Here is a 14,654-nt window from a genome sequence, read left to right on the forward strand (position 1 = left end):
CTCCTTTCGTGCTAAACATCTATTTCTTTTCTTCCGACTGATCAAGTGGCATATTCAGACCAGTCTCTTTTGTAATGCTTTCTAGCTCTCGTTTCAAACCATACCAGTTTTTATTCGTGTGACAGGATAACCACATTTCGTCATTCCCTTTTCGAATCCAAATTCTTCGATGGTTCCAATACATCCCTTGAATAACACCAATCATGAAGATTGCGCCGCCGATCGCTAAAATCCATAATGTATTGTCTTTCCTTACGACTAAACCGGAAACATTTTTTGTATCTACATTTTGAAACGACATTTTGTAATCATTTTCTCCAAGAGGCTCTAAGTTCTGCTTAATCGCAACAAAAGCTACTTCTCCGTCAGGATGTTCTGGAGAAATCATATTAAGTATAAATGCAGGATTATTCGGAACTTTAGATTTAGTTGTTGGCTCACCCTTGTCATTAAATTCAAAATCCGGGAAGTAGTCCATTACTTCAACGCTGTAGCCGTTTTCAAGGTTGTATTCTTTCTCAGGATTATAAAGATCAATAGTAAGGTCACCTATAGACTCTCCGGACTCTTTATTGTCCATAGTAAATGACATCTTCTGAAGTTCATTCAATTTATAATCTACCTGGTAAATGGCATACCCTTCAAACTTAAGCGGTTTATTAACTTGAATCGGATGTTCTTTCACTTTCTCAAGTTCTGGATCCGTCCCAGCTACTCTTTCACCAACCTGCTTGTATAAAACAGCATCCGTTTGATAGTTCTTTGCCACGACTGCTTGTCCAGACTCTTCAATCGCATCTTTAAATTTCTCATCTTCATTATCATAAGTTTCTAGAATAAAACCATCACTTTTTAAATAATAGGCTTCTTCCGTCCCTTTGATCTTCTCTGTTTCACCTTCTCTTAACCAGAGCACCTCATCGACATACATTCCAGGGAAAAAGCGGAGCATTCCGCCGATGAGGAATAGAATGAGTCCGATATGATTTACGTAAGGTCCCCATCTGGAGAAGCGATTTTTCTCAGCAAATAAATGACCATTTTCTTCTTTAACATTGTACCTTTTATTTTCTAATGCTTGTTTAATGCCGCTTAAGTCAGGCGAATCATGGCTGATTTCCGTCTTACCAAAATACTTCTGACGCTTCATGAAACTTTCATGGCGAATGACTCGCTGCTTCTTTAATGAGCGATACAGCGGGACAAACCGATCGAGACTGGCTACAATGAGCGAAAGTCCCAATGCGGCGATTAATAACATATACCACCATGAGCCGTATAAGTTATGAAAACCCAGGTCATAATACAATTGACCAAGTACGCCGTATTGTTCCTTGTAATAAACTGTCGGGTCTGACAGCGGTGGTATGTACATTTCTTGAGGGAAAATAGTGCCTATCGCTGAAGCTACTAGCAACAAGACGATGATCCAGATTCCGACCTTTACAGATGAGAAGAAATTCCAGATCTTATCGATGATCGTCGTTTTGTACGTTTGAGACCTCCGTGCACTTCCCTCGTATCTCATATTAAGCAGTTTCTTAGATTCTAAATCTCCTTGAAGCGGTTTACCACATACTTCGCATATCTCAGTTCCATAAGGGTTCACATGTCCGCATTCACAGGTGATGTTATTGTTGCTCATTGGAACACCCCATTACGGTTGGATTTGCTTCATATAGCTATCAATTACTTCCTCTGAAAGGCTGGCTTCCGTTTTTTGAACGACCTTGCCATTCTTGTCAATTAAAAAGGTTACTGGAATTGGTCCAACTCCATAGTGATTAGTTACATCATTGCTCTTATCAAGCAACACTGGAAAACTAAGGTTATACCGATCAGCAAAGCTTTCGGCAGTCAATTTAGGTTCCGAAACATTTACTGCAAGTATTTCGACGCCTTTTTCTTTGTATTCTTTATACTTCTTGTCCATCGCTGGCATCTCATCTTTACAAGGCTCGCAATAGGTTGCCCAAAAATTCAGAAAGACGCCTTTCCCTCTGTAGTCCTCAAGCTCTACTTCATTTCCGTCTAAATCCGTTAAAATAAAGTTTGGCGCTTGATCTCCGGCCTGTACGATTCCGCTTTCATTTGCAAAAAAGTTTGTATAGAACGTATAGCCGACTGCTATAAAGACGATAGTCAATATAACAGTCCGCACGATCAGCCGGTTTTTCTTTTTCATTCAACCAACTCCAATCAAACAAAGCAATACTACTCTCACTATAACGTGTCGATAAGGGGTCACCTTATCGTTTTTTTGAATTTTGTGTGACAGCTTGGTTACGAAGCTGCTTCACTTCGTAAGGTTTTAGCTCACGATAATCTCCAGGATTCATTCCAGTCAGCTCAAGAAAACCATATCGTTCTCTCTTTAACTTTTGCACAGGGTACCCTAATGTTTCGAACATACGGCGTACCTGGCGATTCTTACCTTCATGAATGGTCAATTCTACAATTGATTTTCCTTTTTGTTTATCAACGGATAGAATTCTAGCTCGTGCTTTCGAAGTCTTTCCGTCTTCTAGCTGCACACCTCGCTCAAGCTTTTGAATGGTCTCTTTATTCATTAAGCCTTTCACTTTAGCGACGTACACTTTGTCTACATGATAACTTGGGTGCATCAGCTTATTCGCAAAATCACCATCATTCGTTAAGAGCAAAACACCTGACGTATCGTAATCAAGTCGTCCAACAGGAAAAACCCGCTCTTCGATTTCATGGAAATAATCGGTGACGGCCTTTCTTCCTTTATCATCTTCTACTGTTGAAATAACGCCTGTTGGTTTATAAAACAAAAAATAAACCGGCTCTTCACGTTCTACCGGAATCCCGTTTACTTCAATTTTACAGCGCTCAGACACCTTTGTACCGAGTTCAGTTACGACTTTGCCGTTAACTTTCACTCTACCTTCTTCAATCAATGTTTCTGCTTTTCGTCTGGACGTTACTCCAGCTTGAGCAATTACTTTTTGCAAACGTTCCATCAAATTCACCTCACTAAAACATCATACTCTTGTCACAGTCAAACCTCAAGCACAGATTCATTCTATCATTTATTATGCTCAAACAGGAATGTTCCAAACATTCCGTTACAATAAAAAAAGCCATCGAATAAGATGGCTTCTATCCAAATACGAGAGTAACAAATATAATCGCTGCTGCCATCCCGACTAAATCTGCTAACAATCCAACTTTAAGAGCATTTCCCATTCGTTTGATGCCAATCGCCCCAAAGTAAACCGTAATGACATAAAGCGTCGTATCTGTACTTCCTTGCATGGTAGAGGCTAACCTCCCAATAAAGGAATCAGGCCCATATGTGCTAATAATATCCGTTGTCATTGCAAGCGCACCGGTACCAGAAATCGGGCGAATGAGAGCCAAAGGAACGATTTCTGTAGGTACCCCAATCGCTTCTAGTGGTACTCTTAATAATCCACTAAGAAAGGCCATTGCACCAGATGCTCGAAAAACAGAAATCGCTACCATCATGCCTACCAAATAAGGAACGATCGAAACTGCAATAGAAAGTCCTTCTTTACCTCCTTCTACAAAGGTTTCATAAGTTGGTACTCTTTTCCACGTTCCGTACGCAAGAATAAACCCGATCAATAAAGGGATAATCCAGATCGATGCATTCACAGAGATCCTCCCCTTTTGCTTCTTCGATATAAAAAGCGATCAATGAGGATCGCTCCAATTGTAGAACATGCTGTAGCAGCAATTGTTGTACCAACGATTTCCGTTGGTGAAACTGATCCATATTTCATCCGAATAGCTATAACACTAGTTGGGATAAGAGTTAAACTTGATGTATTGAGCGCTAGGAGGGTAATCATTGACCTTGTTGCATTATCTTTCATATCATTGAGCTTTTTTAACTCTTCCATTGCCTTTATCCCCATTGGCGTAGCTGCATTTCCAAGGCCGAACATATTCGCCATCATGTTCGAGAGAATATATCCCATTGCAGGATGATCAGGGGGAACTTCCGGAAACAGCTTCCGAGCTATCGGTTTAAATCCTCTTCCCAAAAGGTCTAACAGTCCTGCTTTCTGAGCAATCTTCATCAATCCAAGCCAGAAAATAAGAACACTTAACAACCCTATACAAACAGCTATCGCTTCTTCAGCCCCTGTAAATATTGCTTTATTGACCTCTTCCATCGTTCCATTAATTAGAGCAAATAGAATACCAATGAGAAATAAGCCAGCCCAGATGAGATTAACCATTCGGCTCACGTCCGATATCTAATGAAAATAACCCTTTAAAAAATCCCCATAATCCTCTTTCTTTTTTTTCAACGGAGTCAAAAGTAATGGGTGCTTTCACAATTGTCTTGTTATTTAGTTTTACAACATACATTCCAACAGGATCATCTGTTGACCCCATTTCATCCCACTTACTTTCATCTGGAGGTTCTACAAGTTGGATGGTGGAATGAATTTGACCTCTTTCTTCTGAGGTTAAAGGATAGGAAAGATCTCGATTCAACCTCACATTGCCTTTGTAAGGTGCATCCTTCACATCTTTTATAATCCCTTTAGGCTCTAGTAGAGTCAGCTCATAGTTACTATAACCCCAATTAAACATCGAAATATGATCATTCCAATCATCAGGCGCATCTAAGGTAACAGCAATAAGAGTCATACCATCACGTTCAGCAGTAGAAACGAGTGTACGCTTAGCTCGCTTTGTGTATCCCGTTTTCCCACCAGTGGAATCAGAGTATAAACTAGTTAACAGCTTATTTTTATTACGCCATACATAATCCCAATCCTCTGTCGCATTGGGTGCCTTATGTACTTTAGTACTTGAAATAATACGGTAAGTGTCATTATCCATGGCGTACTGTGTTAGGATAGCCATGTCATAAGCTGTCGATAGATGATTCTCATGATCATCAAGTCCATGAGGATTCATAAATACTGTGTGAGACATCCCAATTTCTTCTGCTTTCTGATTCATCAATGTAACAAAGCCTTCTAAACTGCCTCCAACTTCTTCAGCAATTGCCACAGCAGCATCATTACCAGAACGAAGCATTAATCCGTATACCAAATTTTCAAGTGTTATTTTCTCTCCTTCTTTTAAATAGAGAGAGGAACCTTCTGTCCCAGCAGCGTTTCCACTAATTTTTACTGTTTCATTCATTTTACCTGACTCAATCGCAATGATCGCAGTCATAATTTTTGTGATACTCGCTATTCGTCTTTGTGTATAGGCATCTTTTTCGTAAAGGACTCTTCCTGTTTCTTGTTCAAGTAGTATGGCACTTCTCGCTGAGACGCCTACTCCCTCTGCTACTACACCTCTTGGAATCATGAGAAACAGCAAAGCAGCAATTAAAATAAAGACGCCAATTTTTGTCTTAAGCGATTTCATCATGACATCCACGTCCCTTAAGCTCTATATTTGTACAAGTTTATGAGCAAGAGACGCAGTATATGTCTTTCATTCCTTTTCGGCATTCGGAAACATCACGGGATAATTGGTCGACTCTTTTAAAGCTTTCTCTTCAGCGGGAATACGAACTCTCAGAAGTAATACTGCATTTAGCACGGTAAAAACAATCGCAGTGAAGTAAGAGGAGAAAATAAGTGGCAAAGAGAGAATTTCTAGTGCCACAATTAAGTAGTTAGGGTGTTTCAAAAATCGGTAAGGACCCTTTTTTACAACATCTGCATCTTGTAGGACGATTATTTTTGTATTCCAAAAGCGGCCCAGACTTCTAATTGTCCAGACTCGAAGGCATTGAGCCAAAAGAAACACAAACAGCATAACAGACCAGACGAAGGAGAGAGTGAAATCTCGTAAAATCGCTTCAATCGCTACTGCGAAAAGAAAGAAAATGTGTAGCAGCACAATGTATTTATAATGATTTTTTCCAACTTCTCTTGCTCCCTGCTCTTTCATCCACTTTTCATTTTTTTTAGCTATATATAGTTCAATTAATCTTTGAAACACAAGAAGGATAAAAACCCCAGTAAATATTAGCCCCATTTTTTATGCTCCTTCTTTCCATTCTAGCAGCAGCAGTTCTGAACAAAAACCAGGTCCGAGAGCTGCCATTAATCCAAGATGTCCATGTTTACACCCATTTCTCAAAAATTGGTCTAGTACGTAAATAACGGTAACTGAACTCATATTTCCATATTCTTTTAATACATTTCTCGATACTGCAGTCATCGACTTATCGAATCCGAGAGCTTCTTCATATGCTGTTAATACTTTTGTTCCTCCAGGATGGGCAATAAAATGATCTATTTCTTGCGTGGTCTTCTCGTGAATAGAGAGGAATTCCAGAACATTAGGTTCAAGCCAACTTGACACAATCGCGGGAATAGACTTAGAGAACACTACGTGCAAGCCTTCGTTGCTAACTTCCCATCCCATCACATCTTCTGAATCTCTCATTAATGTGGAGCGTGTGGCGACGATGCCTGGAATGCTCGGCAAGGTGGAACGCCTAAGAAGAGATGAACTCTCACCTGTCAAAAGTACAGCTGATATCCCATCAGCAAAAAGTGCTGTTCCAATAAGGTTGCTCTTGGAAAAGTCACCATGTTGAAAAGTAAGACTACACAGCTCAACATTCACTACTAGAACAGCTTGATCAGGATGGGCAAGACAATAATCATTCGCTCTTGCAATACCTGCAGCACCACCTGCACACCCAAGGCCCCAGATGGGGATCCGTTTTGTATGGGGAGAGAATGGTAGGACATTCATAATTCTAGCCTCTATACTCGGTGTAGAAATACCTGTTGTTGACACAAAAAATATTGCATCGATATCTCTACAATCAATCATTTCATTTAGGTAAAAAGGATTGTTCAGACAGTCCAATACTGCTTCTTTAGCGTATTCAACAGAAAGAGAAACGTATTTTTCGTTTTTTTCTTCAAATGTTGGCCCACTACTATACCATTCTAGTGGCATAGCGAAATATCTTTTATCTATTTCAGCACTTTGAAAAACAGGTAGAAGACGATCTATATTTTTAAAATGTGGACCAAATTGCCTTTTAGCAAAAGTCGCAGCTTCTGTTTGCAGAAGACAATGAGGGGGTAAAGATTTTCCGATCGATAGTATCATTGATCTGAGCTCCTATTCCTACTCTTTTCAATTAGTGTTCGAAGTTTATTTCATTTTTATTCTAGAACCGTTAATAACTAGAAAATAATGGGATTTTCACTCATTTGAGCCAAAAATGATACATCAATATAAGCGAACATAGTCAAAGCATAAAAAAGATGCCTCAGTATGGAGGCATCTTTTCTTTGTTTGAATGTAAATACGTACCTGTTGTTTTTATCTCATGGATGATCGTGAGAAGCTCTTGTAAATCCGCCTTCTTAAGCGGATCAAGGAACTCATTTTCACTACTAATATACAAACGTTTTCGATTCGGATAAGATGAAAGGAGATTCAGTGCGATTGCTTCGTGAATGGGGGTCTCATAATCCCAAAATTCTTTAATGGCAGTTTCTGCAAAAACACCAGGATATAAAACATGAAATCGCTTTACCTTTCCATTCTCCTCATACGTTATTGTAGAACGAACGAATGAATCTTCAGGGGAGTTTGCACGATCTTTTTGAAGCTCCTCGAAAGCAACATGAGTTAACCGCATCGATTGTCCTCCTTCATCATGATCGAACTTAGCATCTACTCAGAAATTTCTTGAAACTTCTCAAAAAATAAGTCTGCTTCCTCATCTTCCTTATCTTCTGTCCCATCAGGTAAAGGGGGTAGATCCTTGATTGAGCTTAAACCAAAATGAAATAGAAACTCTCTAGTTGTTCCATATAAAATCGCTCTTCCAGCTTTTTCGGCTCTGCCTGCTTCTTTAATGAGCAGTTTACTCATTAAAGTTTGTAAAGGCTTATCCGTTTTAACACCGCGAATTTCTTCTATTTCTACCCTTGTTATTGGTTGCTTGTAGGCGACGATCGCAAGTGTTTCTAGAGCTGCCTGCGATAAAGTATGATTACCTGGTGTCGCTACTAGTTTTTCGATATAGGGAGCATTTTTAGCATTTGTAGTGAGCTGATAGCCACCACCAATAAAACTAATTTTAAAACCGCGATCTTTTTCATTGTATTCATCCTGCAAATCACTTATTGCACTTAGAAGGGTGTCTTCTTCCAATGAGATGGTTTCACAGAGATCTTTCACTGTGATCCCTTCATCACCAACTACAAATAGAAGACTTTCGATAATGCTTTTTATTTCTTCGTTTGTCACACTGATGCCTCCCCTTCTCGTTCAAAAATCATAATTTCGCCAAAGTTTTTATCTTGTTCACAAGCCACATCTCTCGTTTTCATTAACTCAAGGACTGCAAGAAACGTCACAATCATATGCCCACGATCCTCTTCACTAAAAAGATCACTAAAACGCGTCTTTCCACTTCCTCGTAGCTGGTTCCGAATAGCGTTCATTCGATCTTCAATAGGAACATCTTCACTTTGAATTCGTGTACGCTTTGGTTTCTTCTCCTTTACACGTCTGGACATTTTTTGAAATGCCGCAAGCATATCATACAATGTAACGTCGCCAATGGAGGTTTGACTATCCTCATGACTAAATTCACTAGTATCTACAGGTGGCCGAGCATAAATAAGGCTTCGACTACTTTCTTTTTCCTTTAAATCATTCGCAGCCTCTTTAAACCTTCGATACTCAACAAGACGTTGAACGAGTTCATCACGGGGATCATCTTCAAACTCAGGATCCTGTTCGAAAATTTCTTCTTCTTTTTGAGGAAGAAGCATTTTGCTTTTTATCGCAAGCAACGTCGCAGCCATAACAAGATATTCACTTGCCACATCAAGTTCTAACTCTTGCATTGTATGGACAAACGTTAAGTATTGATCTGTAATTTGCGAGACTGGAATATCATAAATATCCACTTCGTACTTATTTATAAGGTGGAGCAAAAGATCCAATGGACCTTCAAATGCATCAACCTTTACACTGTATTGCTTCATTTTCCATCTTCCTTTATCCAAGTCCATCTAGTATTCCGATTATATCACATTTACAATAGGGGCTTACAGCAATGCAAGAAAACCATCCGGTTCATTTTTAACGTAAATTGATTTCCATTGATCGTTAACAGTTTGATAGCACCCTAACGACTGATCGCTATTTTGATCCATAAAAGCACTTGCTTTATCCATTTAACACACATGTGCTACACTACTAAAAGAAATGGAGGAATCAGCATGTATTCAAAAGCCTATATTGATTATTTGGCTCATTTCCATGGACTTCGTGATTATTTTGAATGCCATGAAATCCTCGAAGAACATTGGAAAGAGGATCCGCGTGGAAGTCGTAAACTTCATTGGGTAGGTCTTATCCAAATTGCTGTTGGCCTTTATCACCATCGACGCGGTAATTTCACAGGGGCAAAGAGAATGATTGCTAATGCCATACGCATTTCCAATAGCGAAAGTGAAGAACTCGATAAATTAGCGATAAATATTGATCAACTTTCTAAAAACCTATCAAACGAGTTACAACTCATCAACACTCACTCTCCTTACCAGGGATTTGATATTCCTCTCACCAGCTCCGCCCTTCAAACGGCTTGTGAAGAAAGATGTCGTGAACTTGAATGTACTTATGGTAGTAAAAGCGATCTTTCGAATATAGAACTCATCCATCGTCATACGAGACGTGATCGATCAGATGTGATTGAAGAAAGAAAACAACAATTTGAAATAAAACAACAGAAAAGGAACGGCTAAGCCGTTCCTTTTCTTTGCATCTTACTTCATATTTTCTTCCAAGTGACACCTTTCAAAAAATGTCCCCGTATATTCATTTCCCTTAATAGATATTTCATCACTTAGCATTTCTCGAAGTGCTTCAACCATTTGTTTTCCAATTCCTTGATGGCGATGGGAAGGATTAACACTAATATCCTTTAACTCTACTTCGTTGTCGTTTACCCATTCAATTCCGAGCAATCCGATAATATCTTCTTCTTTCCAAAGAAAAAGCTGCAAAGAATCCATATCCTCATAGTCTTTAATCGATTGTTGCAGTTTCTTAATATCTTTTTCGTTCGGCATGAAGCTTAATAGCCCCATGGCTATTTTCTCATGAGCTTTCTTATAACGAATTAGCATGATTATCCCTCATTAAAGTAATTCTTGGCTTTCCGTTTAATAACTTATTCTAAAATCAATTAGAATGTTAAAATGATTCGACGAACAAGCTCAGCTAGCATGATAATGACAATGATCACACAGAACTAAGAATCAACCATTTTCTTTCTCTCTTCATGGCTTTACGATTCCAAACTCTTTTGCCCTTCATCGCATACCATACTCATCATAGCCAAAAATGAACTGATAATCAACCTTCAAATGATTTTGATAAATTAGCCATTTCAATTGCTGCCGTTGCAGCATCCCAGCCCTTGTTACCAGCCTTAGTACCTGCACGTTCAACAGCTTGTTCAATGGTATTTGTGGTTAATACTCCAAAAATAACAGGTACACCCGTCTGCATCGTTAAATTCGCTACGCCTTTAGAAACTTCTCCACATACATAATCAAAGTGTGGTGTAGCCCCGCGAATAACCGTACCAAGCGTAACAATTGCATCATATTTTCCTGTTTCAACCATTTTCTTTGCTGCAAATGGAATTTCAAATGCTCCAGGAACCCATGCTACATCAATGTTTTCTTCGGACAAGCCATGACGCTTCAATGCGTCTTCAGCACCTCCAAGTAACTTACTTGTAATAAATTCATTAAATCTTCCTACTACTATACCCACTTTTAATCCAGATCCAACCAAATTTCCTTCAAATGTTTGTCCCATTATTAATATCCTCCTATTTTCATACGTAAATTTTTAGAAATGAAGCATGTGTCCTAGCTTGCTATGTTTTGTTTTTAGGTACTTTTCATTCTCTTTTCGAGAAGCCATCTGAAGAGGTACCCTAGATGCTACTTCAAGACCATAACCTGTTAACCCAGCTATTTTACGAGGATTGTTTGTCAGAAGGTTCATTTTAGAAACACCAAGGTCTCTCAAAATCTGTGCCCCTATTCCATAATCCCTTAAATCAGGCTTAAATCCAAGTTTCTCATTCGCTTCAACTGTGTCGTAGCCCTGTTCTTGCAGTTTATAAGCTTTCATTTTATTAAGGAGCCCGATACCTCTTCCTTCCTGGCGCATATACAAAAGCACTCCATGACCTTCCTCTTCAATTTGTGCCAATGCAGCATGTAGTTGTGGACCACAGTCACATCGAAAAGATCCAAACACATCACCAGTTAAACATTCAGAGTGAACTCGCACAAGAGTTGGTTGATCTGGTAAGATTTCTCCCTTAATCAAAGCTACGTGCTCTTTCTGATCAAGAATATTCGAATACCCTACCGCTCTAAAAGAACCAAACTCAGTCGGAAGTTCTATTTCTACTTCTTTTCGAACAAGAACATCTTTACGGTTACGATATTGAATCAAATCTTTAATCGTAATCATTTTCAAATCATACTCTTCAGCAATTTCCTTTAGATCAGGAACGCGCGCCATTTCACCGTCTTCTTTCATAATTTCACAAATAACACCAGCTGGGGCAGAGCCAGAGAGTCGTGCCAAATCGACTGCCGCTTCCGTATGACCTGCTCTTCTTAGGACCCCTCCATCCTTAGCAATCAATGGGAAAATATGACCTGGTCGATTAAAGTCTGAAGGTTTAGCATCCGGGTTAATTAAGTATTGAATTGTAGATGCTCTTTCAGCTGCCGAAATTCCTGTAGTTGTACTTTTGTGGTCGACACTCACTGTAAACGCTGTACCATGAGAATCTGTGTTATGATCTACCATTGGACTCAACTTCAGTTCATTTGCACGCTCTTCCGTAATCGGCGTGCATACAAGGCCTCTTCCTTTTGTAATCATGAAATTGATTGTTTCAGGTGTGACTTTATCGGCTAAAGCGATAAAATCCCCTTCATTCTCCCTGTCTTCATCATCACAAACGATCACCACCCGGCCTTGCATTAAATCATAAATCGCTTCTTCTATTGTATGGAACATATACGATGACCCTCCTGATAGTACCATTATTTAAATCCATGATCTTCAAAAAACTGACTCCCGAGTGAAGCAGTAGGTTCGGGTTTTGAACCGCTTCTTTGCTCCAAGTACTTCATAATGTATTTACCAAGCATATCGCATTCTATATTCACTGTATCTCCCACTTTTTTTCTCCCAAGCACCGTTTCCTCTACGGTATGGGGGATAAGAGATATAGTAAGAGAGTGCTCCCCTATTCCAAAGACCGTAAGACTAGTACCATCAACAGAAACTGAGCCTTTTTCAACAAAGTAAATTAAAAGGTTTCGCGGAATCGAGATGTCATAATAAACAGCATTATCGATTTGTTCTACACGAGTAATTTTTCCCACACCATCAACATGTCCAGAAACAAAATGACCACCAAAGCGTCCATTTGCAGACATAGCTCTCTCCAGATTCACCGATGAGTTTGGTCCTAGCTGACGAAGACTGCTTGCACGAAATGTTTCAGGCATAATATCTACGGTAAAAGAAGAGTCTGTATACGTCGTAACAGTTAAGCACACGCCGTTTATCGAAATGCTATCTCCTAAATGAACGTCTTTTAAAATAGTCGACGCCGCAATTTGCATTGCAATGGATTCTCCTGATTGTTGAACACTTTCAACTCTTCCAATTTCTTCTACAATACCTGTAAACATTAAGAAAGCCTCCTTGATGAAATAATTCGAATATCATTTCCAATTTGTTCTACGCTATCCACTTGTAAATCGATCGCTTCATTCATCGTTTTAAAACCTGCACCTCCGAAAGCCGTAGGAGATTGTCTCCCACCAATTAGCTTCGGCGCAATGTATGTAATAACTTGTTGAAAAGAGCGTGATTCAAGAAAGCTACCGTGTATTTCTGAACCACCTTCAACAAATACTGATGTAATTTCTCGTTCCCCTAAAAGGTCAAGAACTTTATCCATTGGGAGCAGTGGATCTGTGACATCGATGATTTGGACATGTTTTGGGAAGGTTCGCTTATTTTTTAGCGCAGCTCGTTTTGTTGTAATGATCCATGTTTCTGCATTCTCATCACTTATTACTTTAGCGTCAGAAGGCATCCTCAATTGACGATCTAACACGATTCTAATCGGCGATAGGCCCTCACCGAAACGAGTCGTTAGTGATGGGTCATCAGCGAGGACCGTGCCAATACCTACAAGAATGGCATCATGTTGATGACGATAGGCATGAACATCTTTTCTCGAGTCTTCCCCCGTGATCCATTTACTATCACCTGAATGAGTTGCTATTTTGCCATCAAGCGTTGTAGCAGCTTTCAACGTTACAAATGGTCTTTTCTGTGTAATGTAATGGAAAAACATCCGGTTTAGCTGTAAGGCTTCTTCTTCCATAAGCCCAATATGGACAGCTATGCCTGCTTTCTTTAATTTAGTCACACCATTTCCTGCGACCAGGGGATTCGGATCTTGACTTGCAATAAATACCTCTTTGACTCCTGCTTGAATTAAAGCATCAGCACAAGGAGGCGTCTTTCCATGATGACTACATGGCTCCAGTGTCACATAGGCAGTACTCCCACTTGCTCGATTGCCCGCCATCTTGAGTGCTTGAATTTCGGCATGGCCTTCTCCAGCCTTTAAATGAGCTCCCATCCCCACGATACGCCCACTATTAACAATGACGGCTCCTACGGAGGGATTCGGACGCGTTTGACCTATCGTACTTCTAGCCATATCGATCGCTGTTTTCATAAAATCCGTATGATTCATCGTATTTACTCCTGTTCCACTCTCCATTATTGGTTGAGAAGGAGAACAAAAAAAGCCTCCCAAAACACAGCTGTCCCGGGAGGCAAAAGTATATGCCAAATAAGCCTTTTGAATCTATGATTCAAAAGGAAATTGGTCACTTTTATTCCTTCTCCCATCCAGACTATACTGTCGGTTCTGGTTTCTCACCAGATCCACCGTTTGCTTACGCAACCGGGTCACGGACTTAGCTAGCATAAGCTAGTCATCACCGCCGGTTGGGATTTTCACCCGACCCCGAAGGAAAGTATTAAGTTTTTAAGAGTCTGATCTATTCTTCGTCCCAGACTTTTACTTCTTTCATTACGTCACCCTGTTTAACGCGAAGGACCGTATCCATTCCTTCTGTTACTTGACCAAAAACGGTATGAACGCCGTCTAGGTGAGGCTGAGGTTCATGAACTAGGAAAAACTGACTGCCGCCCGTGTTTTTACCAGCATGTGCCATAGACAATGAGCCTGCTACGTGTTTATGAGGGTTACCTTCTGTTTCACAGTCAATTGTATATCCTGGTCCACCCATTCCAGAACCTGTAGGATCTCCACCTTGAGCAACAAAACCTGGGATTACGCGGTGAAAATTCACACCGTTGTAGAAACCTTCATTTGCAAGCTTCTCAAAGTTAGCAACAGTGTTAGGTGCTGCTTCTGGATAAAATTCAATTTCAATAACTTCTCCATTTTCAAATGCAATTGTTCCTTTTTTCATAAATAAATCCTCCTGCACTAACAATTTTCTTAAAAGCTCTTTCATTATAGCACAGACTGAAGCTGT

The 14,654-nt window shown here is 39.8% G+C and carries 19 protein-coding genes and 1 riboswitch; of the genes, 1 reads left to right on the forward strand and 18 read right to left on the reverse strand.

Annotated elements, in window-relative coordinates:
* Window positions 1-19: 19 nt before the first annotated feature.
* The 12 genes from resB to IQ283_RS24340 all read right to left on the reverse strand — a co-directional run bounded on the left by resB (window position 20) and on the right by IQ283_RS24340 (window position 9,191).
* Window positions 20-1,645: a cytochrome c biogenesis protein ResB gene (gene resB / locus IQ283_RS20870; RefSeq protein ID WP_194221970.1), complete on the reverse strand. Its 1,626-nt coding sequence runs from the start codon at window positions 1,643-1,645 to the stop codon at window positions 20-22.
* 12 nt (window positions 1,646-1,657) lie between these two features.
* Complete coding sequence (resA, locus tag IQ283_RS20875) at window positions 1,658-2,185, reverse strand: thiol-disulfide oxidoreductase ResA (protein WP_194221971.1); 528 nt, start codon at window positions 2,183-2,185, stop codon at window positions 1,658-1,660.
* 64 nt (window positions 2,186-2,249) lie between these two features.
* Window positions 2,250-2,987, reverse strand: a complete 738-nt coding sequence (locus tag IQ283_RS20880; RefSeq protein WP_194221972.1) for a pseudouridine synthase — start codon at window positions 2,985-2,987, stop codon at window positions 2,250-2,252.
* Between the two features lie 139 nt (window positions 2,988-3,126).
* Window positions 3,127-3,645 carry a spore maturation protein gene (locus IQ283_RS20885; RefSeq protein WP_408962613.1) on the reverse strand — a complete coding sequence of 173 codons (519 nt, stop codon included), beginning with the start codon at window positions 3,643-3,645 and terminating at the stop codon, window positions 3,127-3,129.
* Window positions 3,642-4,235, reverse strand: coding sequence for a nucleoside recognition domain-containing protein (locus IQ283_RS20890; protein ID WP_194221973.1), 594 nt, complete (start codon window positions 4,233-4,235; stop codon window positions 3,642-3,644). The genes IQ283_RS20885 and IQ283_RS20890 overlap by 4 nt, the downstream gene beginning before the upstream one ends.
* Window positions 4,228-5,391, reverse strand: coding sequence for a D-alanyl-D-alanine carboxypeptidase family protein (locus IQ283_RS20895; RefSeq protein WP_408962614.1), 1,164 nt, complete (start codon window positions 5,389-5,391; stop codon window positions 4,228-4,230). Before IQ283_RS20895 ends, IQ283_RS20890 begins: the two co-directional genes overlap by 8 nt.
* A 66-nt stretch (window positions 5,392-5,457) precedes the next feature.
* Window positions 5,458-6,006, reverse strand: coding sequence for an isoprenylcysteine carboxyl methyltransferase family protein (locus IQ283_RS20900; protein WP_194221975.1), 549 nt, complete (start codon window positions 6,004-6,006; stop codon window positions 5,458-5,460).
* Window positions 6,007-6,009: 3 nt separating this feature from the next.
* Window positions 6,010-7,101 (reverse strand): type III polyketide synthase, encoded by a 1,092-nt coding sequence (locus IQ283_RS20905; protein WP_194221976.1) that lies wholly within the window; start codon window positions 7,099-7,101, stop codon window positions 6,010-6,012.
* 163 nt (window positions 7,102-7,264) lie between these two features.
* A complete protein-coding gene (locus IQ283_RS20910; RefSeq protein ID WP_194221977.1) occupies window positions 7,265-7,639 on the reverse strand; it encodes a hypothetical protein in 375 nt (124 codons plus the stop codon).
* A 35-nt stretch (window positions 7,640-7,674) separates the two neighbouring features.
* Entirely contained in the window at window positions 7,675-8,253 is a 579-nt protein-coding gene (scpB, locus tag IQ283_RS20915; protein ID WP_194221978.1) for an SMC-Scp complex subunit ScpB, read from the reverse strand.
* A complete protein-coding gene (locus IQ283_RS20920) occupies window positions 8,250-8,999 on the reverse strand; it encodes a segregation/condensation protein A (protein ID WP_194221979.1) in 750 nt (249 codons plus the stop codon). The genes scpB and IQ283_RS20920 overlap by 4 nt, the downstream gene beginning before the upstream one ends.
* Window positions 9,000-9,062: 63 nt before the next feature.
* A complete protein-coding gene (locus IQ283_RS24340) occupies window positions 9,063-9,191 on the reverse strand; it encodes a hypothetical protein (RefSeq protein WP_276511849.1) in 129 nt (42 codons plus the stop codon).
* A gap of 45 nt (window positions 9,192-9,236) precedes the next feature.
* On the opposite strand from IQ283_RS24340, the gene IQ283_RS20925 reads away from it, so the two are divergent.
* Window positions 9,237-9,764: a DUF309 domain-containing protein gene (locus IQ283_RS20925; RefSeq protein ID WP_194221980.1), complete on the forward strand. Its 528-nt coding sequence runs from the start codon at window positions 9,237-9,239 to the stop codon at window positions 9,762-9,764.
* A gap of 21 nt (window positions 9,765-9,785) precedes the next feature.
* On the opposite strand, the gene IQ283_RS20930 is transcribed toward IQ283_RS20925, so the two are convergent.
* The 6 genes from IQ283_RS20930 to IQ283_RS20955 all read right to left on the reverse strand — a co-directional run bounded on the left by IQ283_RS20930 (window position 9,786) and on the right by IQ283_RS20955 (window position 14,588).
* Window positions 9,786-10,148, reverse strand: a complete 363-nt coding sequence (locus tag IQ283_RS20930) for a GNAT family N-acetyltransferase (protein ID WP_194221981.1) — start codon at window positions 10,146-10,148, stop codon at window positions 9,786-9,788.
* A gap of 229 nt (window positions 10,149-10,377) precedes the next feature.
* On the reverse strand, window positions 10,378-10,848 hold the full coding sequence (gene ribH / locus IQ283_RS20935) for a 6,7-dimethyl-8-ribityllumazine synthase (RefSeq protein WP_194221982.1): 471 nt from the start codon (window positions 10,846-10,848) through the stop codon (window positions 10,378-10,380).
* A gap of 33 nt (window positions 10,849-10,881) precedes the next feature.
* Window positions 10,882-12,075 (reverse strand): bifunctional 3,4-dihydroxy-2-butanone-4-phosphate synthase/GTP cyclohydrolase II, encoded by a 1,194-nt coding sequence (locus tag IQ283_RS20940; protein WP_194221983.1) that lies wholly within the window; start codon window positions 12,073-12,075, stop codon window positions 10,882-10,884.
* 26 nt (window positions 12,076-12,101) lie between these two features.
* Complete coding sequence (ribE, locus tag IQ283_RS20945; protein WP_194221984.1) at window positions 12,102-12,758, reverse strand: riboflavin synthase; 657 nt, start codon at window positions 12,756-12,758, stop codon at window positions 12,102-12,104.
* The gene (ribD, locus tag IQ283_RS20950; protein WP_194221985.1) at window positions 12,758-13,840 is read right to left on the reverse strand and encodes a bifunctional diaminohydroxyphosphoribosylaminopyrimidine deaminase/5-amino-6-(5-phosphoribosylamino)uracil reductase RibD; all 1,083 of its coding nucleotides are present in this window, start codon (window positions 13,838-13,840) and stop codon (window positions 12,758-12,760) included. Before ribD ends, ribE begins: the two co-directional genes overlap by 1 nt.
* A 142-nt stretch (window positions 13,841-13,982) precedes the next feature.
* A riboswitch (FMN riboswitch) is annotated at window positions 13,983-14,128 on the reverse strand.
* A 22-nt stretch (window positions 14,129-14,150) separates the two neighbouring features.
* Window positions 14,151-14,588: a peptidylprolyl isomerase gene (locus tag IQ283_RS20955; RefSeq protein WP_194221986.1), complete on the reverse strand. Its 438-nt coding sequence runs from the start codon at window positions 14,586-14,588 to the stop codon at window positions 14,151-14,153.
* Window positions 14,589-14,654 lie beyond the last annotated feature (66 nt).

Source organism: Pseudalkalibacillus hwajinpoensis (genome assembly GCF_015234585.1).
GTDB classification, from domain to species: Bacteria; Bacillota; Bacilli; order Bacillales; family Guptibacillaceae; genus Guptibacillus; species Guptibacillus hwajinpoensis_B.